The 14,449-nt window shown below is 71.6% G+C and carries 14 protein-coding genes and 1 tRNA gene; 7 read left to right on the top strand and 8 right to left on the bottom strand.

Translation table 11 applies throughout. The annotated features are described in order from the left end of the window. Positions 1–124 precede the first annotated feature (124 nt). Positions 125–817 carry a SigE family RNA polymerase sigma factor gene (locus OG444_RS21125; protein WP_442810771.1) on the top strand — a complete coding sequence of 231 codons (693 nt, stop codon included), beginning with the start codon at positions 125–127 and terminating at the stop codon, positions 815–817. Continuing rightward, complete coding sequence (locus tag OG444_RS21130) at positions 814–1,899, top strand: hypothetical protein (protein WP_327263651.1); 1,086 nt, start codon at positions 814–816, stop codon at positions 1,897–1,899. Before OG444_RS21125 ends, OG444_RS21130 begins: the two co-directional genes overlap by 4 nt. 213 nt (positions 1,900–2,112) lie before the next feature. Here the strand turns inward: OG444_RS21130 and OG444_RS21135 are convergent, their stop codons facing one another. Together OG444_RS21135 and OG444_RS21140 are read right to left on the bottom strand one after the other, a co-directional pair. Beyond that, positions 2,113–2,874: an SURF1 family protein gene (locus OG444_RS21135; protein WP_327263652.1), complete on the bottom strand. Its 762-nt coding sequence runs from the start codon at positions 2,872–2,874 to the stop codon at positions 2,113–2,115. 43 nt (positions 2,875–2,917) lie between these two features. Next, positions 2,918–4,723: a S9 family peptidase gene (locus OG444_RS21140; RefSeq protein WP_327263653.1), complete on the bottom strand. Its 1,806-nt coding sequence runs from the start codon at positions 4,721–4,723 to the stop codon at positions 2,918–2,920. Positions 4,724–4,820: 97 nt separating this feature from the next. Between OG444_RS21140 and OG444_RS21145 the strand changes: the two genes are divergently transcribed. The 3 genes from OG444_RS21145 (at position 4,821) to OG444_RS21155 (ending at position 7,082) form a co-directional block, all read left to right on the top strand. Beyond that, entirely contained in the window at positions 4,821–4,988 is a 168-nt protein-coding gene (locus OG444_RS21145; protein WP_327263654.1) for a hypothetical protein, read from the top strand. A 35-nt stretch (positions 4,989–5,023) separates the two neighbouring features. Next, a complete protein-coding gene (gene codA / locus OG444_RS21150) occupies positions 5,024–6,325 on the top strand; it encodes a cytosine deaminase (RefSeq protein WP_327263655.1) in 1,302 nt (433 codons plus the stop codon). 241 nt (positions 6,326–6,566) lie between these two features. After that, entirely contained in the window at positions 6,567–7,082 is a 516-nt protein-coding gene (locus OG444_RS21155) for a DUF5956 family protein (protein ID WP_327263656.1), read from the top strand. 15 nt (positions 7,083–7,097) lie between these two features. Here OG444_RS21155 and OG444_RS21160 read toward each other — a convergent pair whose 3' ends face one another. Next, entirely contained in the window at positions 7,098–8,567 is a 1,470-nt protein-coding gene (locus OG444_RS21160; protein WP_442810773.1) for an aminopeptidase P family protein, read from the bottom strand. A gap of 149 nt (positions 8,568–8,716) precedes the next feature. Between OG444_RS21160 and OG444_RS21165 the strand changes: the two genes are divergently transcribed. Beyond that, on the top strand, positions 8,717–8,995 hold the full coding sequence (locus OG444_RS21165; RefSeq protein ID WP_327263658.1) for a hypothetical protein: 279 nt from the start codon (positions 8,717–8,719) through the stop codon (positions 8,993–8,995). Between the two features lie 149 nt (positions 8,996–9,144). On the opposite strand, the gene OG444_RS21170 is transcribed toward OG444_RS21165, so the two are convergent. The 4 genes from OG444_RS21170 to OG444_RS21185 form a co-directional block, all read right to left on the bottom strand. Next, the gene (locus tag OG444_RS21170) at positions 9,145–9,342 is read right to left on the bottom strand and encodes a hypothetical protein (protein ID WP_327263659.1); all 198 of its coding nucleotides are present in this window, start codon (positions 9,340–9,342) and stop codon (positions 9,145–9,147) included. A gap of 396 nt (positions 9,343–9,738) precedes the next feature. Next, positions 9,739–9,812: transfer RNA gene (locus tag OG444_RS21175), tRNA-Pro, on the bottom strand. A gap of 44 nt (positions 9,813–9,856) precedes the next feature. Then, the gene (locus tag OG444_RS21180; protein WP_327263660.1) at positions 9,857–10,117 is read right to left on the bottom strand and encodes a hypothetical protein; all 261 of its coding nucleotides are present in this window, start codon (positions 10,115–10,117) and stop codon (positions 9,857–9,859) included. 108 nt (positions 10,118–10,225) lie between these two features. Then, the gene (locus OG444_RS21185; RefSeq protein ID WP_327263661.1) at positions 10,226–11,164 is read right to left on the bottom strand and encodes a metallophosphoesterase; all 939 of its coding nucleotides are present in this window, start codon (positions 11,162–11,164) and stop codon (positions 10,226–10,228) included. A 68-nt stretch (positions 11,165–11,232) separates the two neighbouring features. On the opposite strand from OG444_RS21185, the gene OG444_RS21190 reads away from it, so the two are divergent. After that, complete coding sequence (locus OG444_RS21190) at positions 11,233–11,694, top strand: GatB/YqeY domain-containing protein (RefSeq protein WP_327263662.1); 462 nt, start codon at positions 11,233–11,235, stop codon at positions 11,692–11,694. A gap of 91 nt (positions 11,695–11,785) precedes the next feature. Here the strand turns inward: OG444_RS21190 and OG444_RS21195 are convergent, their stop codons facing one another. Beyond that, on the bottom strand, positions 11,786–14,083 hold the full coding sequence (locus tag OG444_RS21195; RefSeq protein ID WP_327263663.1) for a transglycosylase domain-containing protein: 2,298 nt from the start codon (positions 14,081–14,083) through the stop codon (positions 11,786–11,788). Positions 14,084–14,449: the final 366 nt, after the last annotated feature.

Genomic DNA, 14,449 nt, shown 5'->3' on the forward strand with positions numbered 1-14,449 from the left:
TACGCATGAGGGCAATAGGGATTTTGCTGGTGAGGCTGCCTCGCGCGTACAACCCTGATGGGGGGACGCGTGTCCAACTGGCGTGGCAGAGGCACTGCTGGAACCAGTCGTCCGACCGGCGCAGATCGGGATCATCCCGTCGCGCCGGGGCTCCCGCGTACCCGGTGGCGGTTTTCCCGTGATCGTGCCCGTCCCGCCGGCGGGGCCGTCCCAGGCGCCCGTACGGACTGCCGTACCGATCCGGGGCGGCCTCGTGCCCGCACCGCGCGACAGCGCTGAGGCGGACGGGGCGGCCAAGAGCGAGACGGCCGAGGTGGTGGCGGGCACCACCGTCGACCACCTCACCGCGACCTACCAGGCGCACTACCGCTCGCTCCTGGGCCTGGCAGCGCTGCTCCTCGACGACACCGCCTCCTGCGAGGACGTGGTCCAGGAGGCCTTCATCCGGGTGCACTCGGCCCGCAACCGGGTCCGTGACCGGGAGAAGACCCTGGCGTACCTGCGCCAGACCGTCGTCAACCTCTCGCGCTCGGCCCTGCGCCGCCGCATCCTCGGCCTCAAGCTGCTCTCGAAGCCGATGCCGGACATGGCGAGCGCCGAAGAGGGCGCATACGACCAGCTGGAGCGGGACGATCTGATCAAGGCGATGCGCGGACTGCAGCGACGCCAGCGTGAAGTGCTCGTACTGCGCTACTTCGCGGACATGACGGAGGCCCAGGTCGCCGAGACGCTCGGAGTATCGCTCGGTTCGGTGAAGGCGTACGGATCGCGGGGCATTGCCGCGCTGCGGGTGGCGATGGAGGCTGCGCAGTCATGATGGACGATCACACTCCGCAGGGCGCAGGAAGCGGGGAGGACGAGCTCCGGGTCCTCCTGCGCGGGGCGGTCGAGGGCCTGGAGCCCTCCGCCGACGCACTGGAGCGGCTGCGTGACGCCGTCCCCGCGCGCCGGACCCGCAACCGCCGGGCCGCCCTCGTCGGCGCCGCCGCGGTCGTACTGCTCGCCGGGACCGCGGTCCCGGCCGCCCTGCACCTGACGGCGGCCGAGGGCGCGTCCGCGGACCACCCTGCCATGGCGGGGCACGGCACGGTCGCCGGCGAGAAGCCGGGCACGTCCGCGTCCGACCCCCATCTGAACGGATTCGGGGACCGGCCGAGGTCGTCCGACTCCCTCGGCGACGACCCGGCCGTGGGCGGCGTCACCGGGGCACCGAACGCCACGCCCGGCTCCCCGGCGGGCGGTCTGACAGCCGGCCCCGCCGGCGCCGGCAGCTCCGCGGGACCCGCCGGAACCGGCGGCTCCGTGGTCGGCCCAGGCCCGTTGCCGCCGGTGGCGGCGCCCGGTGTGCCCGGGTGCGGCCCGGACCAGCTCGGGGTGGTGGGCTCGGCCCGGACCCCGGAGACCGACGGCAGGGTGTACGGCAGCTTCCGGATCACCAACGTCTCCGCTCAGGGCTGCGCCGTGAGCGGCCAGGACAGCGTGACGGCCGCACCGGCGCCCGGTACGGGGACCGGTGCGGGCTCCGCGGTCGCCGTCGTCGGCCACACGGCCGGAGACCCGGCGAGCGGACTGCTGCCCGACCCGTCGGCCGCGTCCCCGGCCCTCGTGCTCCCGCCGAACACGGCCTACGAGGTCCGCTTCGCGTGGGTGCCGTCCGGGGAGACCTGTGCGCCGGGAACCCCGGGCGGGGGCGGGCAGCCGCCGCAGACCGGCTCCGCGGGCACCTCGGCCGGTACGGGGAGCGGTCCGGCCTCCGAACCGCAGCAGGGCACTGCCCCGGCCCCGGGCGGCGTGGCCGTCTCGCACACCCCGCAGTCGGGGGCCTCGACCACGCAGACGACGATCCCCGAGGCCTGCGGCGGAACGGTCTACCGGACGGGCGCGATCCCCGTGTCCTAGCGGGTGTCCTGCCGATCACGCCGGGCTCGCGGGCTGGTACGGGCCGGACCTAGGTCGTCTCTTTCGGATCTTGCCGGGCCCGCGTCGCCCGGCACCGCACCTCGCCGCGTTGTCGGGGCTCCCGAGTACGTCCAGTACAAGGGAGCTCCTCCGCCTTGCGATGCACGGCACCGGACAACGCGGGCTCGGCCGACAAGCTCCGAAAGAGACGACCTAGGCGGCCGGCTCCAGCAGGCCGGCCTCGGCGTCGCGGATGGTCTCCACCTCGCGGCGGTAGAGCCGGAACCACATGAAGAGCACGAAGGCGACGAAGACGAACCACTCGCCGGTGTAGCCGAGGTTCTGGAAGGCCTTCAGGTCGAGCCCGGTGTTGGTCGGCGCCTGCGCGGGCACCGGAATCATCCCGTCCGACGGGGTCTGCACGGTCAGCCAGGCGTCGTACAGGTCGTACGGGACGAGGTTGACCAGCGAGGCCGCCCCGATCACCCCGAGCTGCCCGGCCGGCAGGCCGCCCTGGGAGTGGACCCCCTTGGTGCCGGAGTTCTCCGCATGCTGCAGGGCCCCGGTGACCTCGACCCGGCCGGTCGGCGGGGCCGGAGCCTTCGCGGGATCCGCCACCCCCGGCAGCCAGCCCCGGACCACCGGGACGGCCTTGCCGGAGTCGGTCTTCAGCAGCGTCAGCACGTAGAACCCGGACGCGCCGTCGAGCCGCCGCTCGGGCACCAGCAGCTGGTCGCCGTACTCCCCGGCCGTGGAGGCCAGCTGCCCGGAGGTCCTCTTGTCGACCGGGAGCAGCGAGTCCAGGGGCGCGGCCACCCGGTCCGCGGGCCGCTCGGCGGTCGCTTCCCGGTGGCTGTCGACGCGGTCCTCGAACCGGCCGAGCTGCCAGGACCCCATGAACAGGCAGAAGGGCACGGCGAGCGCGACGAAGACGTTGATCCCCCACCAGCGCGGGGTCAGGAGAAACCGGTGCACCCCACCACCGTACGGGGGGTGCACCGGCGGCCCTCCCGCAGGGTCAGCGCGGCAGGTGCTTCAGCGCGAACTCCAGCTCCATCCGGACCTGCTTGATCCGCTCCTCCACCACCAGCGAGCCGTGCCCGGCGTCGTACCGGTACACCTCGTGCACCGCCCCGCGCGCGGCGAGCCGGTCCACGTAGTTGTCGATCTGGCGGATCGGGCACCGCGGGTCGTTCACGCCCGCCGCGATGTGGACGGGCGCCTTCACGGCGTCCACGTACGTCAGCGGCGAGGACGCCTCGAAGCGGTCCGGGACCTCCTCCGGCGTGCCGCCGAAGAGGGTCCGGTCCAGGGCCTTCAGCGCCTCCATCTCGTCGTGGTAGGCCGTCACGTAGTCCGCGACCGGTACAGCGGCCAGGCCCACGGCCCAGGCGCCGGGCTGCGTGCCCAGGCCCAGCAGCGTCAGGTACCCGCCCCAGGAACCGCCCGACAGCACCAGGCGCGCCGGGTCCGCGAGGCCGGAGGAGACCGCCCACTCGCGGACCGCCGCGATGTCCTCCAGCTCGATCAGCCCGACCCGGTGCTTGAGGGCGTCGGTCCACTCGCGGCCGTAGCCCGTCGAGCCGCGGTAGTTGACCCGCACCACGGCGAAGCCGTGGTCCAGCCAGGCCGCCGGGGCCGAGGCGAAGGAGTCGCTGTCGTGCCAGGTCGGCCCGCCGTGGATCTCGAAGACCGTCGGGAAGGGGCCCTCGCCGTGGCCCGACGGCCGCTGCGCGAGCGCGTGGATCCGCCCGCCCGGGCCCTCCACCCACACGTCCTCCACCGGGACCGAGCCCGGAGCACGGAAGCCCGGCGGGTCCAGGACGATCCCGCCCGCGGTGGACCGTACCGTCGAGGGCTCGGCGGCCGAGGACCACAGGTACTCCACCGTCCCGTCGGGCCGCGCCGTGGCCCCCGACACCGACCCCGGCGGCGTGTCCACGCGTACGAGCTCCCGCGCGGTCAGGTCGTAGCGCCACAGCTCGCTGCGCGCCTCGAAGCTGTGCGCGACCAGCAGCGCGCTGCCGTCCGGGTACCACTCGGCGCTGACGTCGCCCGGGAGGTCGATCGCGAGCTCCTGCTCGGCGCCGGTGGACACGTCCCACACCATCGGCTCCCAGCGGCCGCGCCGCTGGTGGCCGACGAGGAGGCGGGTGTCGCCCTCGACCGGTGCGAAGCCGAGGACCTCCAGGCCCAGCTCCTCGCTACCGCCCCGGGTGTCGTCCAGCTCGGCGACGGTGTCCCCGGTGAGGGTCAGGACGCGCAGGGCGGAGTGCATCGCGTCGCCGTGCTCGGTGTGCTCCACGGCCACGAGCGTTCCGTCGCGCGACAGGTCGCCGACGCCGGCCGACTCGCGGTGCCGGTAGATCACGGCGGGCGCGGAGCCGTCCGGCCGGACCACGTGGACGGTCGACCCGTCCTCGTCGGTTGAGCGCCCCACGACGGCCGTCCCGTCACGCCCGATGGCCAGCCCGGCGGAGTACGAGGGCGCGAGGCCCGGGGTGGCCGGTTCGTCGGGGCCGCCCGCGAAGGGCTGGCGCACCCAGGTGCCGAACTCGTCGCCGTCGGTGTCGGAGAACCACCAGATCCACTTGCCGTCGGGGGAGAGGGTGCCGTCGGTGGTTCCGTTGGGGCGGTCGGTGGCCTGCCGCTGCGCGCCGGTGGTGCGGTCCCAGGCGTAGATCTCGAAGGTTCCGGTCGCGTTGGAGACGAAGAGCGAACGGTCCGGGGCGTCCTCGGCCCAGTCGGGGAGCCCTACGCGCGGCGCCCTGAACCGCTTCTCCCAGTCGAGCATCTCGGGGGTGGTCTCACTGTCGCTGGTCATGCGCCCCATTGTGGCCGCAGCCGTGCACGAGGTGCCGACTGCTCCGAACGGGCGCACAGTGGAACGCGTCGGCCGTCCCGTCCGAGGAGGAACGATCATGGCCAAGAAGGCCCGCAGCGGCCACCACATCCACCAGGACTCCGAGCGCGCTCTGGCGAAGAACACGGCCGCCGAGGCCCGTGCCAAGGCCGCGGTCCGGGACAGCCACAGCACCGCGGCGAAGACGCGCGGCATGCAGCAGAAGGCCCAGGCCAAGCGCGGCTAGGCCCGCTCCGGGCCGTAGCCTTCTAGGCTGGCGCCATGCGGATGATCGTCCGGGGCGCCCGGCTGCTGCACACCCATGGCCTGTCCGACGTCGAGGTCGCGGAGGACGGCCGCATCGCGCGGGTGATCCCGTACGACGACCAGAAGGAACCACCGGTCACCGGGATCCTCATCGAGGCGCACGGCGGACTGCTCAGCGCGCCCTTCGTCGAGCCGCACATCCACCTGGACACGGCCCTGACCGCCGGAGAGCCGCGCCCCAACGCCTCCGGCACCCTCTGGGAGGGCATCGCCTGCTGGAGCGAGCGCAAGCGGACCCTGACCCGCGCGGACGTGATCGCGCGGGCCACCGAGGTGCTGCGCTGGCAGGCCTCCCACGGGGTGCTGCACGTGCGGACCCACTGCGACATCACCGACCCGGACCTCACCGCGCTCGAAGCGCTGCTGGAGGTGCGCGACCGGGTGCGGGACTTCATGACCCTGCAGATCGTGGCCTTCCCGCAGGAGGGCATCGTCTCCTTCCCCGGCGGCGAGGGGCTGATGCGCGAGGCCGTCGCCCGCGGTGCGGACGTCGTCGGCGCGATCCCGCACTTCGAGGACACCCGCGAGGACGGCGTGGCCTCGCTGCGCACGGCCTTCGCGCTGGCCGAGGAACACGGCCTGCGGGTGGACGCGCACTGCGACGAGATCGACGACGAGCAGTCGCGCTTCGTGGAGGTACTGGCCACCCTCGCCCTGCGCTCGGGGCTGCGCGAACGCGCCACGGCCTCGCACACCACGGCCATGGGCTCCTACAACGGCGCCTACAGCTACAAACTCCAGCGGCTGCTCGCCCGCTCCGGCATCAACCTGGTGTCCAACCCCTTCGCCAACCTGAACCTCCAGGGCCGCTTCGACGCCTATCCCAAGCGCCGCGGCCTCACCCAGGTCAAGGAGATGCTGGCGGCCGGGGTCAACGTCGCCTTCGGCCACGACGACGTGATGGACCCCTGGAACGCGCTGGGCACCGCCAATCCGCTGCAGACCGCCCTCGTCGGGCTGTACGCCGCCCAGCTCACCGGCGCCGACGAGATCCCGCTGGCCTTCTCGATGGTGACGGAGCGCGCGGCGCGGGTGCTCGGCCTCGCGGAGACGGAGTACGGCATCACCGCGGGCGCCCCCGCCTCCTTCGTGCTGCTCCCGGCCCCGACGCCCGAGGAGGCCATCCGCCGCCAGGTCCGCCCGCGCTACGTCGTCTCGCGCGGGACCGTCCTCGCCGAGACCCCGCCCGCCCCGACCCGGCTGAGCTGGCCGGGGGAGCCCCCGTCCGAGATCGACTTCAGCCGCCGCCTGCGCTGACGCCCCATGACGACGTGGACGCTCGGCACCGCATCCGCGCGCGCCGAGGAGATCGTCGTGCCTGGCCCCGGTCGAGGACCAAGATGCTGCGCAAGCCCGACTGCGCGGCGGCCGCGTCCGTGGCCGGCGGTGCGGCCACCCGGATCGCGGCCAACCCGCTGGACCGGATGCAGACGCACGCGGGGGCCTCGTACCGCAACAGGTCACGCATATCGGTCACCGCGTCGGATAGCGTGCCCGCATGTCGTGGGACGAGGACGGAACACCGCACCCGCTCGCACTGCGCCGTACCGGCCGCAGCGAACTGGAGCCGGACCGGCTGCCCGAGATGCGGGAGCTGGAGGTGCTCGGCTGGGAGCCGGCTCCCGAGGACCTGCGCTGGGCGTTCCTCCCGTACGTCTGGCCGCCCGCGGCCCGCACCTGGATCCCCGACCGCTCCACCCACTGGGCGGTGGACACCGCCCTCGACGGCCACGGCCACATCACCGGCGTGGAGTGCGCCCCGCTGCCGGAGCCCGACCTCCGGGACCTCGACCGGGAGGCCGACGAGATCCTTGCCGGGCTGGGCCTCCCGCCCCGGCCCCCGGGCCGCCTCTGGCTGCTCCGCCCGGTCGGCCCCTTCGGCACCGTCGGCGAGCTCCTGGAACACCTCGACGGCTTGGCCGCGGAGCGCGCCGTGGAGGCAGGGCCCTCCACGGCCTTCCTCGCCCTGGTCCGGGGCGCGCTCGCCGAACTGGCCGGCCCCGGGGAGCGGTGAGCGGCCCCCGGAGGGTCAGCCCTTCAGGCGCGCCATCCAGGCCTCGACCTCGGTCGAGGTGCGGGGCAGTCCGGCCGACATGTTCCGGTTGCCGTCCTCGGTGACGAGGATGTCGTCCTCGATGCGGACGCCGATGCCGCGGTATTCCTCGGGCACGGTCAGGTCGTCGGTCTGGAAGTAGAGGCCGGGCTCGACGGTCAGGCACATGCCGGGCTCGAGGGTTCCGTCGACGTATGCCTCGCGGCGGGCGGCGGCGCAGTCGTGGACGTCCATGCCGAGCATGTGACCGGTGCCGTGGAGGGTCCAGCGGCGCTGCAGGCCCAGCTCCAGGACCCGCTCGACCGGGCCTTCCAGCAGCCCCCACTCGACGAGCTTCTCGGCCAGGACGTGCTGGGAGGCGTCGTGGAAGTCGCGGAACTTCGCACCCGGCTTCACCGCGGCGATGCCGGCTTCCTGGGAGGCGTAGACCGCGTCGTAGATCTTGCGCTGGATGTCGGTGTAGGTGCCGTTGATGGGGAGTGTGCGCGTGACGTCGGCGGTGTAGAGGGAGTGGGTTTCCACGCCGGCGTCGAGCAGCAGCAGGTCGCCGGAGCGGACGTCGCCGTCGTTGCGGACCCAGTGCAGGGTGCAGGCGTGCGGGCCGGCGGCGCAGATGGAGCCGTAGCCGACGTCGTTGCCCTCGACGCGGGCACGGAGGAAGAAGGTGCCCTCGATGTAGCGCTCGGAGGTGGCCTCGGCCTTGTCGAGGACCTTCACGACGTCCTCGAAACCGCGGACGGTGGAGTCGACGGCCTTCTGCAGCTCGCCGATCTCGAACGCGTCCTTGACCAGGCGAAGTTCGGACAGGAAGACGCGCAGCTCCTCGTCCGTCTCGGCGGTGGTCATATCGGCGAGCGCCGCCTCGATGCCCGTGTCGTGCCCGCGTACCACGCGTACGGGGCCGCCGGCCGAGCGCAGCAGACCGGCCGCCGTGCGCACGTCGCGGCAGGGGATGCCGTAGAGGGCCCCGGCCTCGGTGAGGCTGCGACGGCGGCCGGCCCACAGTTCGCCCTGGCCGTCGAGCCAGAACTCGCCGTTCTCCTTGTCGGAGCGGGGCAGCCGGTACAGGGCGGCCTCGTGGCCGCCGTCCGCCGGCTCCAGCACCAGGACCCCGTCCTCCTTGAGGTCGCCGGTGAGGTACGCGTACTCGGTCGAGGCACGGAAGGGGTACTCGGTGTCGTTCGAGCGGATCCGCAGGTTGCCGGCCGGGACGACCAGGCGCTCCCCGGGGAAGCGGGCCGACAGTGCGGCCCGGCGGGCGGCGGTGCGGCCCGCCTGGGGTATCGGCGGCAGATCGTGCGCCTCGGTGTGGGCCCAGCCGGACGCCATGTTCCGCGCGAGCTCCTCGCAGACCCCCCGGGCCGCGGGCTGCTCGACCGGCTGCTGGTCATCGGCGGCCACTGCCACGGTTCCTCCTCGTCGAGTGAACTGCTGTCCGGCTCGCATCATAGGACCGGGTGTACAAGCCCGTCAGAAACGTTTCCGCCGTTGCCGAGTTGCCGCAGCGGCCACACCGCCCGGGCCGCTGCACAAGGCACTCCGCGGCTCCCGTGGCTACCCTGGTCGTGAGGGGGGTACTGCCAGGAGGCGATCACATGGGCCGGCGCCATCACTTCCACATCGACCACAACGGGCACTCGGTCAGCGCCACCGTCCAGACCGGGCACACCGCCGTCGTGGAGGTACTGGTCGACGGCAAGGAGACCGGACACGCCACGACGCACGACGATCACCCGGTGACGGTGCACGTCGAGCTGCCCACGGACCCCCCGACCCGCGTCTCCGTCCGCGCGACCCCGGGCCCGGGCGTCCCCCGCTGCCTCTTCGAGGCTCCGCCCACGGAGCCCCACATCATGTCCCCGCGCCCTTACTGACGGCGGTCGTGGCTACCGGGTCCCCTTGCACTCCGGAGTCGCGGACCGGATCTCCTCCGTCGCCTCGCGGATCCCGTCGGAGCCCGAGAGGCTCGTGCCGACGAAGGCGGGGCACGGGCTCCGGAAGGGACGTCGCCCGGAGCCGAGGATCACAGGCCCGGTATGCCGGTGAGCTTCGGTCCGTTGTCGATCAGCTGGCCCCTGGTCTTGGCCTTGGCCGCGTCGCGCTCTGCCCCGGTGGAAGCCGGCATCGCGATCGCGGCGGAGACGAAGGCCGCCGCGGTGACGCACCTTCCGAGGCGGGCGATGTGCCGCTTGGGGGCGGGGGCGGGAAGGTTGTGGACCATGCCTGCTCCTTGAGGTGTGTCCGGCAGCAACGCAACCGCCGGATCGGTTCGGCCCCGCCACCTTTCAGCGTGACCACGCATCAAGTAGGCCCGTCCGCACTGATGAGGGTCATGACTCGAAAAGCCGTGTCTTGACGGGGCAGGAGCCGTGTGACCCTCCCGCACACGACGAAAGCCCCCTGCCCGCTCTGCAGGCGCGGGCACCGTCGAGGCCGGGTGAGAGCCGGACCGCGCCGGGACCGGCTCGCCGCCGGTGATCAGCGGACAGAGAAGGCGACAAGGGGGTCCCGCTCGAGGAGAGGTCGCTCCGAACCCTTAGTCGCTCGGTTGGTCGCCCGGACGCAGAAAGAGCCGGTGCAGATTTCTCTGCACCGGCTCTCACCTGGTTTTACTCTGTCGGGGTGGCGGGATTTGAACCCACGACCTCTTCGTCCCGAACGAAGCGCGCTGCCAAGCTGCGCTACACCCCGATCGCCGCCCCGCAGCACTTGCTGCCCTGGCGACATCGATTACTTTAGCGGACCTCTCGCCGGAGACGAAATCCGGTTTTCGCGGGGCCGCGGATCAGCGCGAAGGTCACGTGCGCCAGCGGGTACGCGAGCCACTGCGCGGCGTGCCGCGGGCGCAGGGTGCGGGGCGCCGTGAGGAGGAGGAAGTCCAGGAGGGCGCCGGCCGGGGTGACCAGGCGCCGCCAGGCGCGTGCCGCGGACAGCCCGAGGACGACCGCGACCAGGATGTTCGTCCAGATCGTGAAGTGGCTCAGGACGACGGGCACGCTCCCTTACGCGCACTCGATGACCAGCCCCACCACGGCCGCGGTGCGGATCAGGGCCCGGAGCACCACGGGGACGAGGCGCGCCGGTGCGGTCGTTCCGGCAGCGTGTTACGCCTTCGGGGTGAGCGTCAGGAGCGTCGCCTCCGGCGGGCAGGCGAAGCGGACCGGGGTGAACCGGTTGGTGCCGCAGCCGGCCGAGACGTGCAGGAACGCGCGGTTGCCCTCTGCCTCGTGCGTGGAGAGCCCCTTCACCCGCTTGGTGTCCAGGTCGCAGTTGGTGACGAGCGCCCCGTAGAAGGGGATGCACAGCTGTCCGCCGTGGGTGTGGCCCGCGAGGATCAGGGGGTACCGGTCGGCGGTGAAGGACTCCAGCACGCGCAGGTACGGGGCGTGCACCACGGCCATCGAGAAGTCCGCGCCCGCCTCCGGCCCGCCGGCGACCTCCGCGTAGCGGTCCCGCTTGATGTGCGGGTCGTCGAGCCCGGTGAAGGCCAGCTCCAGGCCGTCCAGCTTCAGCCGGGCCCGCGTGTTGGTGAGGTTCAGCCAGCCGGCCGCGTCGAACGCGTCCCGCATCTCTTCCCACGGGTTGTGGACGGCGCCGACGACCGGCTTGTTCCCGTTCAGCCCGTGCCGGCCCTGGGTCTTCTCGATCAGGTAGCGCCCGGGGTTGCGCAGCCGCGGCCCGTAGTAGTCGTTCGACCCGAAGACGTACACGCCCGGGAAGTTCATCAAGGGGCCCAGCGCGTCGAGCAGCTCGGGGATGCCCTCGGTGTCCGAGAGGTTGTCGCCGGTGTTCACGACGAAGTCGGGGCGCAGGCCCGCGAGGGACTGCAGCCAGGCGCGCTTCTTGCGCTGCCCGCCGACCATATGGATGTCGGACACCTGGAGTACGCGCAACGGGCGCATCCCCCGGGGAAGGACCGGGACCGTCACCCGGCGCAGGCGGAAGGACCGCGCCTCGAAACCGGCGGCATAGGCCACACCCGCGGCCCCCACCGCAGCGATTCCGGCAGCTGCCTTCAGGGGTACTCCGTAACGCGCACGCATGGACCCATCGTCGCAGACCCGGAAAACCAGTGAGCGCCACCGGCCCCGTACCTGGCAGACTCAGCTGCATGACCACGCTCAAGGCCAAGCTCCAGGAAGACCTCACGACCGCCATCAAGGCGCGTGACGAGCTGCACTCGTCCACGCTGCGCCTGACCCTCTCCGCCATCACCAAGGAGGAGGTCGCGGGCAAGGAGGCCCGTGTGCTCTCCGACGAGGAAGTCCTCAAGGTGATCGCCAAGGAGGCGAAGAAGCGCCGTGAGGCCGCGGATGCCTTCGCCCAGGGCGGCCGTCCCGAGCAGGCCGCCCGGGAGACCGCGGAGGGCGAGTTCCTCGACACGTACCTGCCCAAGCAGCTCAGCGACGACGAGCTCGTCGCGATCGTTGCGCAGGCCGTCGAGGAGGCCAGGGCGGCGGGTGCCGAGGGGCCGCGGGCCATGGGCGCCGTCATGAAGATCGTGAACCCGAAGGTCGCCGGGCTGGCGGAGGGCGGGCGTGTCGCCGCCGTCGTCAAGCAGCAGCTCGCGTAGGACCGCAGAGCAAGACCAGGCGCAGCAAGAGGGGGAGGGCCCCGGCCGAAATCGGCCGGGGCCCTCCCCCTCTTGCTGTGTGCGCCGACCGCTACTGGTCGTCGCGGCCGCCGATCACGCCGCCGGTGCCCGGGTCGAGCGTGATCCCGGGGAACGGGGGCTGCGGTTCCACGCCGCCCGTGGCACCCCCGGTGGCTCCGGCGTTCTGACCGCCGGGCCGCCCGCCGGGCTTGCCGTCACCGCCGGGCTTGCCGGGCCGGTTCGGGTTCGTGCTCGGCTTGTTGCCGCGCGGGCCACCGGAAGGGGGGACGTTCGGTTCCGGGATGCCGACCGTGGTGAAGTTCCCGGACTCGCGGCCGGACAGCGCGCCGCTGATCGCGTCCTTCCAGATCGGGCCCGGCAGGCCACCGCCGAAGACCTTGTCGAAGGGCTTGCCGCCGATCACGATGTTCTCCATCGAGATCTTCTTCGCGCCGCCCGAGCCGACCCACACGGCGCCGGAGATGTTCGGCGTGTAGCCGACGAACCAGGCGTTGTAGCGGCCGTCCGTCGTACCGGTCTTGCCGGCGCTGTCGCGGTCGCTCAGGCCGGCCCGCTCACCTGTACCGGAGTCGACCACTCCGCGCAGCAGGGTGTTGATGGTGTCGGCCGTCTCGGTGGACATCGCCCGGTCGCACTTGGACTTCGGCACGGCGAGCGCCTTGCCGTGCGGGTCGGTGATCGACTCGATGGCGACCGGCGTGCAGAAGATGCCGCGGTTGGCGAAGGTCGCGTAGGCGTTGGCCATCGTCAGCGGGGAGAGTTCGGCGGAGCCGAGCGCGATGGAGGGGGCCTCGGGGAGCTTGGAGCCGTCGGCCGGGACCACGCCGAGCTTCTGCGTCATCTCCGTCACCGGGCAGAGGCCGATCTCGCCGATCATCTCGACGAAGTACGTGTTGATGGACTTCTCCATCGCCGTCCGCAGCGCGTACGGACCGATCTCGTCCTCGGTCTCGTTCTTCGCCGTCTGGATCTTGCCGTCGATCGGCAGGTTCAGCCACTCCGTGCCGTCGCAGCGGGAGATCGACGCCGGGTAGTTCATCTTGTTCGGCGCCTGGTACACCTTCGTCGGCGGCATGCCCCGCTCCAGGGCGGCCGCCGCGATGAACGGCTTGAACGTGGAGCCGACCTGGAAGCCGAAGTTCGAGCCGCCCATCCGCTTGTCCACGGAGTAGTTGATCTGCGTCTCGTTCTTCCCGAAGCCGTACGGCTTGGACTGACCCATCGCCAGGACCCGGCCGGTGCCCGGCTGGACCATGGTCACAGCCGTTGCGATCGAGTCCTCCTGGTAGACGTGGTCCTTGATCGATTCATTGGCCGCGTCCTGTGACTGCGGGTCCAGGGTGGTGCGGACGGTCAGGCCGCCCTGGTTCCAGATCTTCGCCCGGTCCTCGCGCGTCTTGCCGAAGACGGTGTCGGTCAGGAAGGAGTTGCGCACGTAGTCGCAGAAGAAGCCCGCGCCCTTGACCGCGGTGATGCAGCCGTTCTTCGGCTTGGTCACCTTGAGGGTGACCGGCTTGGCCTTCGCCGCGTCCGCCTCGGCCTGCGAGACGTCCTTGGTGTCGGCCATCCGCTGGAGGACGATGTTGCGGCGCTTCGTCGCCTCCTGCACGTCGTTCACCGGGTCGTACCGGCTCGGCGACTGGACGACGCCGGCGAGCAGCGCGGACTCCTCCAGAGCGAGGTCCTTGGCCGGCTTGCTGAAGTAGCGCTGGGCCGCGGATTCGATTCCGTACGCCTGCTGGCCGAAGTACGTGATGTTGAGGTAGTTCTCGAGGATCTTCTTCTTCCCGAGCTCCTCCTCGACCTGGATCGAGTACTTCAGCTCGCGGATCTTGCGCCCGAGGCTCTTCTCCTGGGCCTCGCGCACCTTGGTCTCGTCGTCGCCGGCCTCTTCGACGAAGACGTTCTTCACGTACTGCTGGGTGAGGGTGGAGGCGCCCTGTGCGGCGCCGCCTTCCTGCGCGTTGCGGTTGACCGCGCGCAGGATGCCCTTGAGGTCGACCGCGCCGTGCTCGTAGAAACGCGAGTCCTCGATCGCGACGATCGCCTTCTGCATGTACGGGGAGATCGCCGTGAGCGGGACCACCTGACGGTCGCGTGAATAGACGGTGGCGATCAAGCCACCCTCTGCGTCCAGAATCGTGGTCCGCTGGCTCAGTGGCGGAGTCTTGAGATTGGCCGGGATCTCATCGAATCCCTCGACCGTCCCCTTGGCCGCCAGGCCCAGGGCGCCTGCAGCCGGAATCGCCATGCCGGCCAGTACAACCCCGGAGAGAACGGACACCCCGAGGAACTTGGCGGCCTGCTGGCTCCCCGTGAGCCCGCCGCCCGAGCGCTTCTTTCCCATAGGGGGCAGCCTACGTTCTCATTCGCCGGACACACGCGAATGCCTTGGCCTAAGCTGTCCCCAACTGTCACAGCAGTGTGGTGCGACATCAACCCCTCGGCTTGATTTTCACCCTTCCCGAATGGGGTGGACACATGTCCGAATCTGGCCCCTCTGCTGAAGCCGAACCGACGATTACACCCGAATTGCCGCAATGGCCGGGCATGTCGCCGGATCACTCCGTCGGGTGATCTGCCGCTTACCCATAGTCCGTTCGGACCATTCAAGATTGGGCCCGTCGGGGGTGTTGCACTGTGCTCGCCTTCCGTAACGTCCTCAACTGGTAGCGGTGAATATGCCGCTACCGCCGTGGGGGAGCCTCGATTC

The organism is Streptomyces sp. NBC_01232, assembly GCF_035989885.1.
In the GTDB taxonomy this organism is placed as follows: Bacteria; Actinomycetota; Actinomycetes; order Streptomycetales; family Streptomycetaceae; genus Streptomyces.

Bases quoted from the DNA above. Each gene is read 5' to 3' on its own strand.
- OG444_RS21130 (WP_327263651.1), top strand. From the start codon at position 814: ATGATGGACGATCACACTCCGCAGGGCGCAGGAAGCGGGGAGGACGAG.
- OG444_RS21140 (WP_327263653.1), bottom strand. From the start codon at position 4,723: ATGACCAGCGACAGTGAGACCACCCCCGAGATGCTCGACTGGGAGAAG.
- OG444_RS21145 (WP_327263654.1), top strand. From the start codon at position 4,821: ATGGCCAAGAAGGCCCGCAGCGGCCACCACATCCACCAGGACTCCGAG.
- codA (WP_327263655.1), top strand. From the start codon at position 5,024: ATGCGGATGATCGTCCGGGGCGCCCGGCTGCTGCACACCCATGGCCTG.
- OG444_RS21155 (WP_327263656.1), top strand. From the start codon at position 6,567: ATGTCGTGGGACGAGGACGGAACACCGCACCCGCTCGCACTGCGCCGT.
- OG444_RS21160 (WP_442810773.1), bottom strand. From the start codon at position 8,567: ATGCGAGCCGGACAGCAGTTCACTCGACGAGGAGGAACCGTGGCAGTG.
- OG444_RS21165 (WP_327263658.1), top strand. From the start codon at position 8,717: ATGGGCCGGCGCCATCACTTCCACATCGACCACAACGGGCACTCGGTC.
- OG444_RS21170 (WP_327263659.1), bottom strand. From the start codon at position 9,342: ATGGTCCACAACCTTCCCGCCCCCGCCCCCAAGCGGCACATCGCCCGC.
- OG444_RS21185 (WP_327263661.1), bottom strand. From the start codon at position 11,164: ATGCGTGCGCGTTACGGAGTACCCCTGAAGGCAGCTGCCGGAATCGCT.
- OG444_RS21190 (WP_327263662.1), top strand. From the start codon at position 11,233: ATGACCACGCTCAAGGCCAAGCTCCAGGAAGACCTCACGACCGCCATC.
- OG444_RS21195 (WP_327263663.1), bottom strand. From the start codon at position 14,083: ATGGGAAAGAAGCGCTCGGGCGGCGGGCTCACGGGGAGCCAGCAGGCC.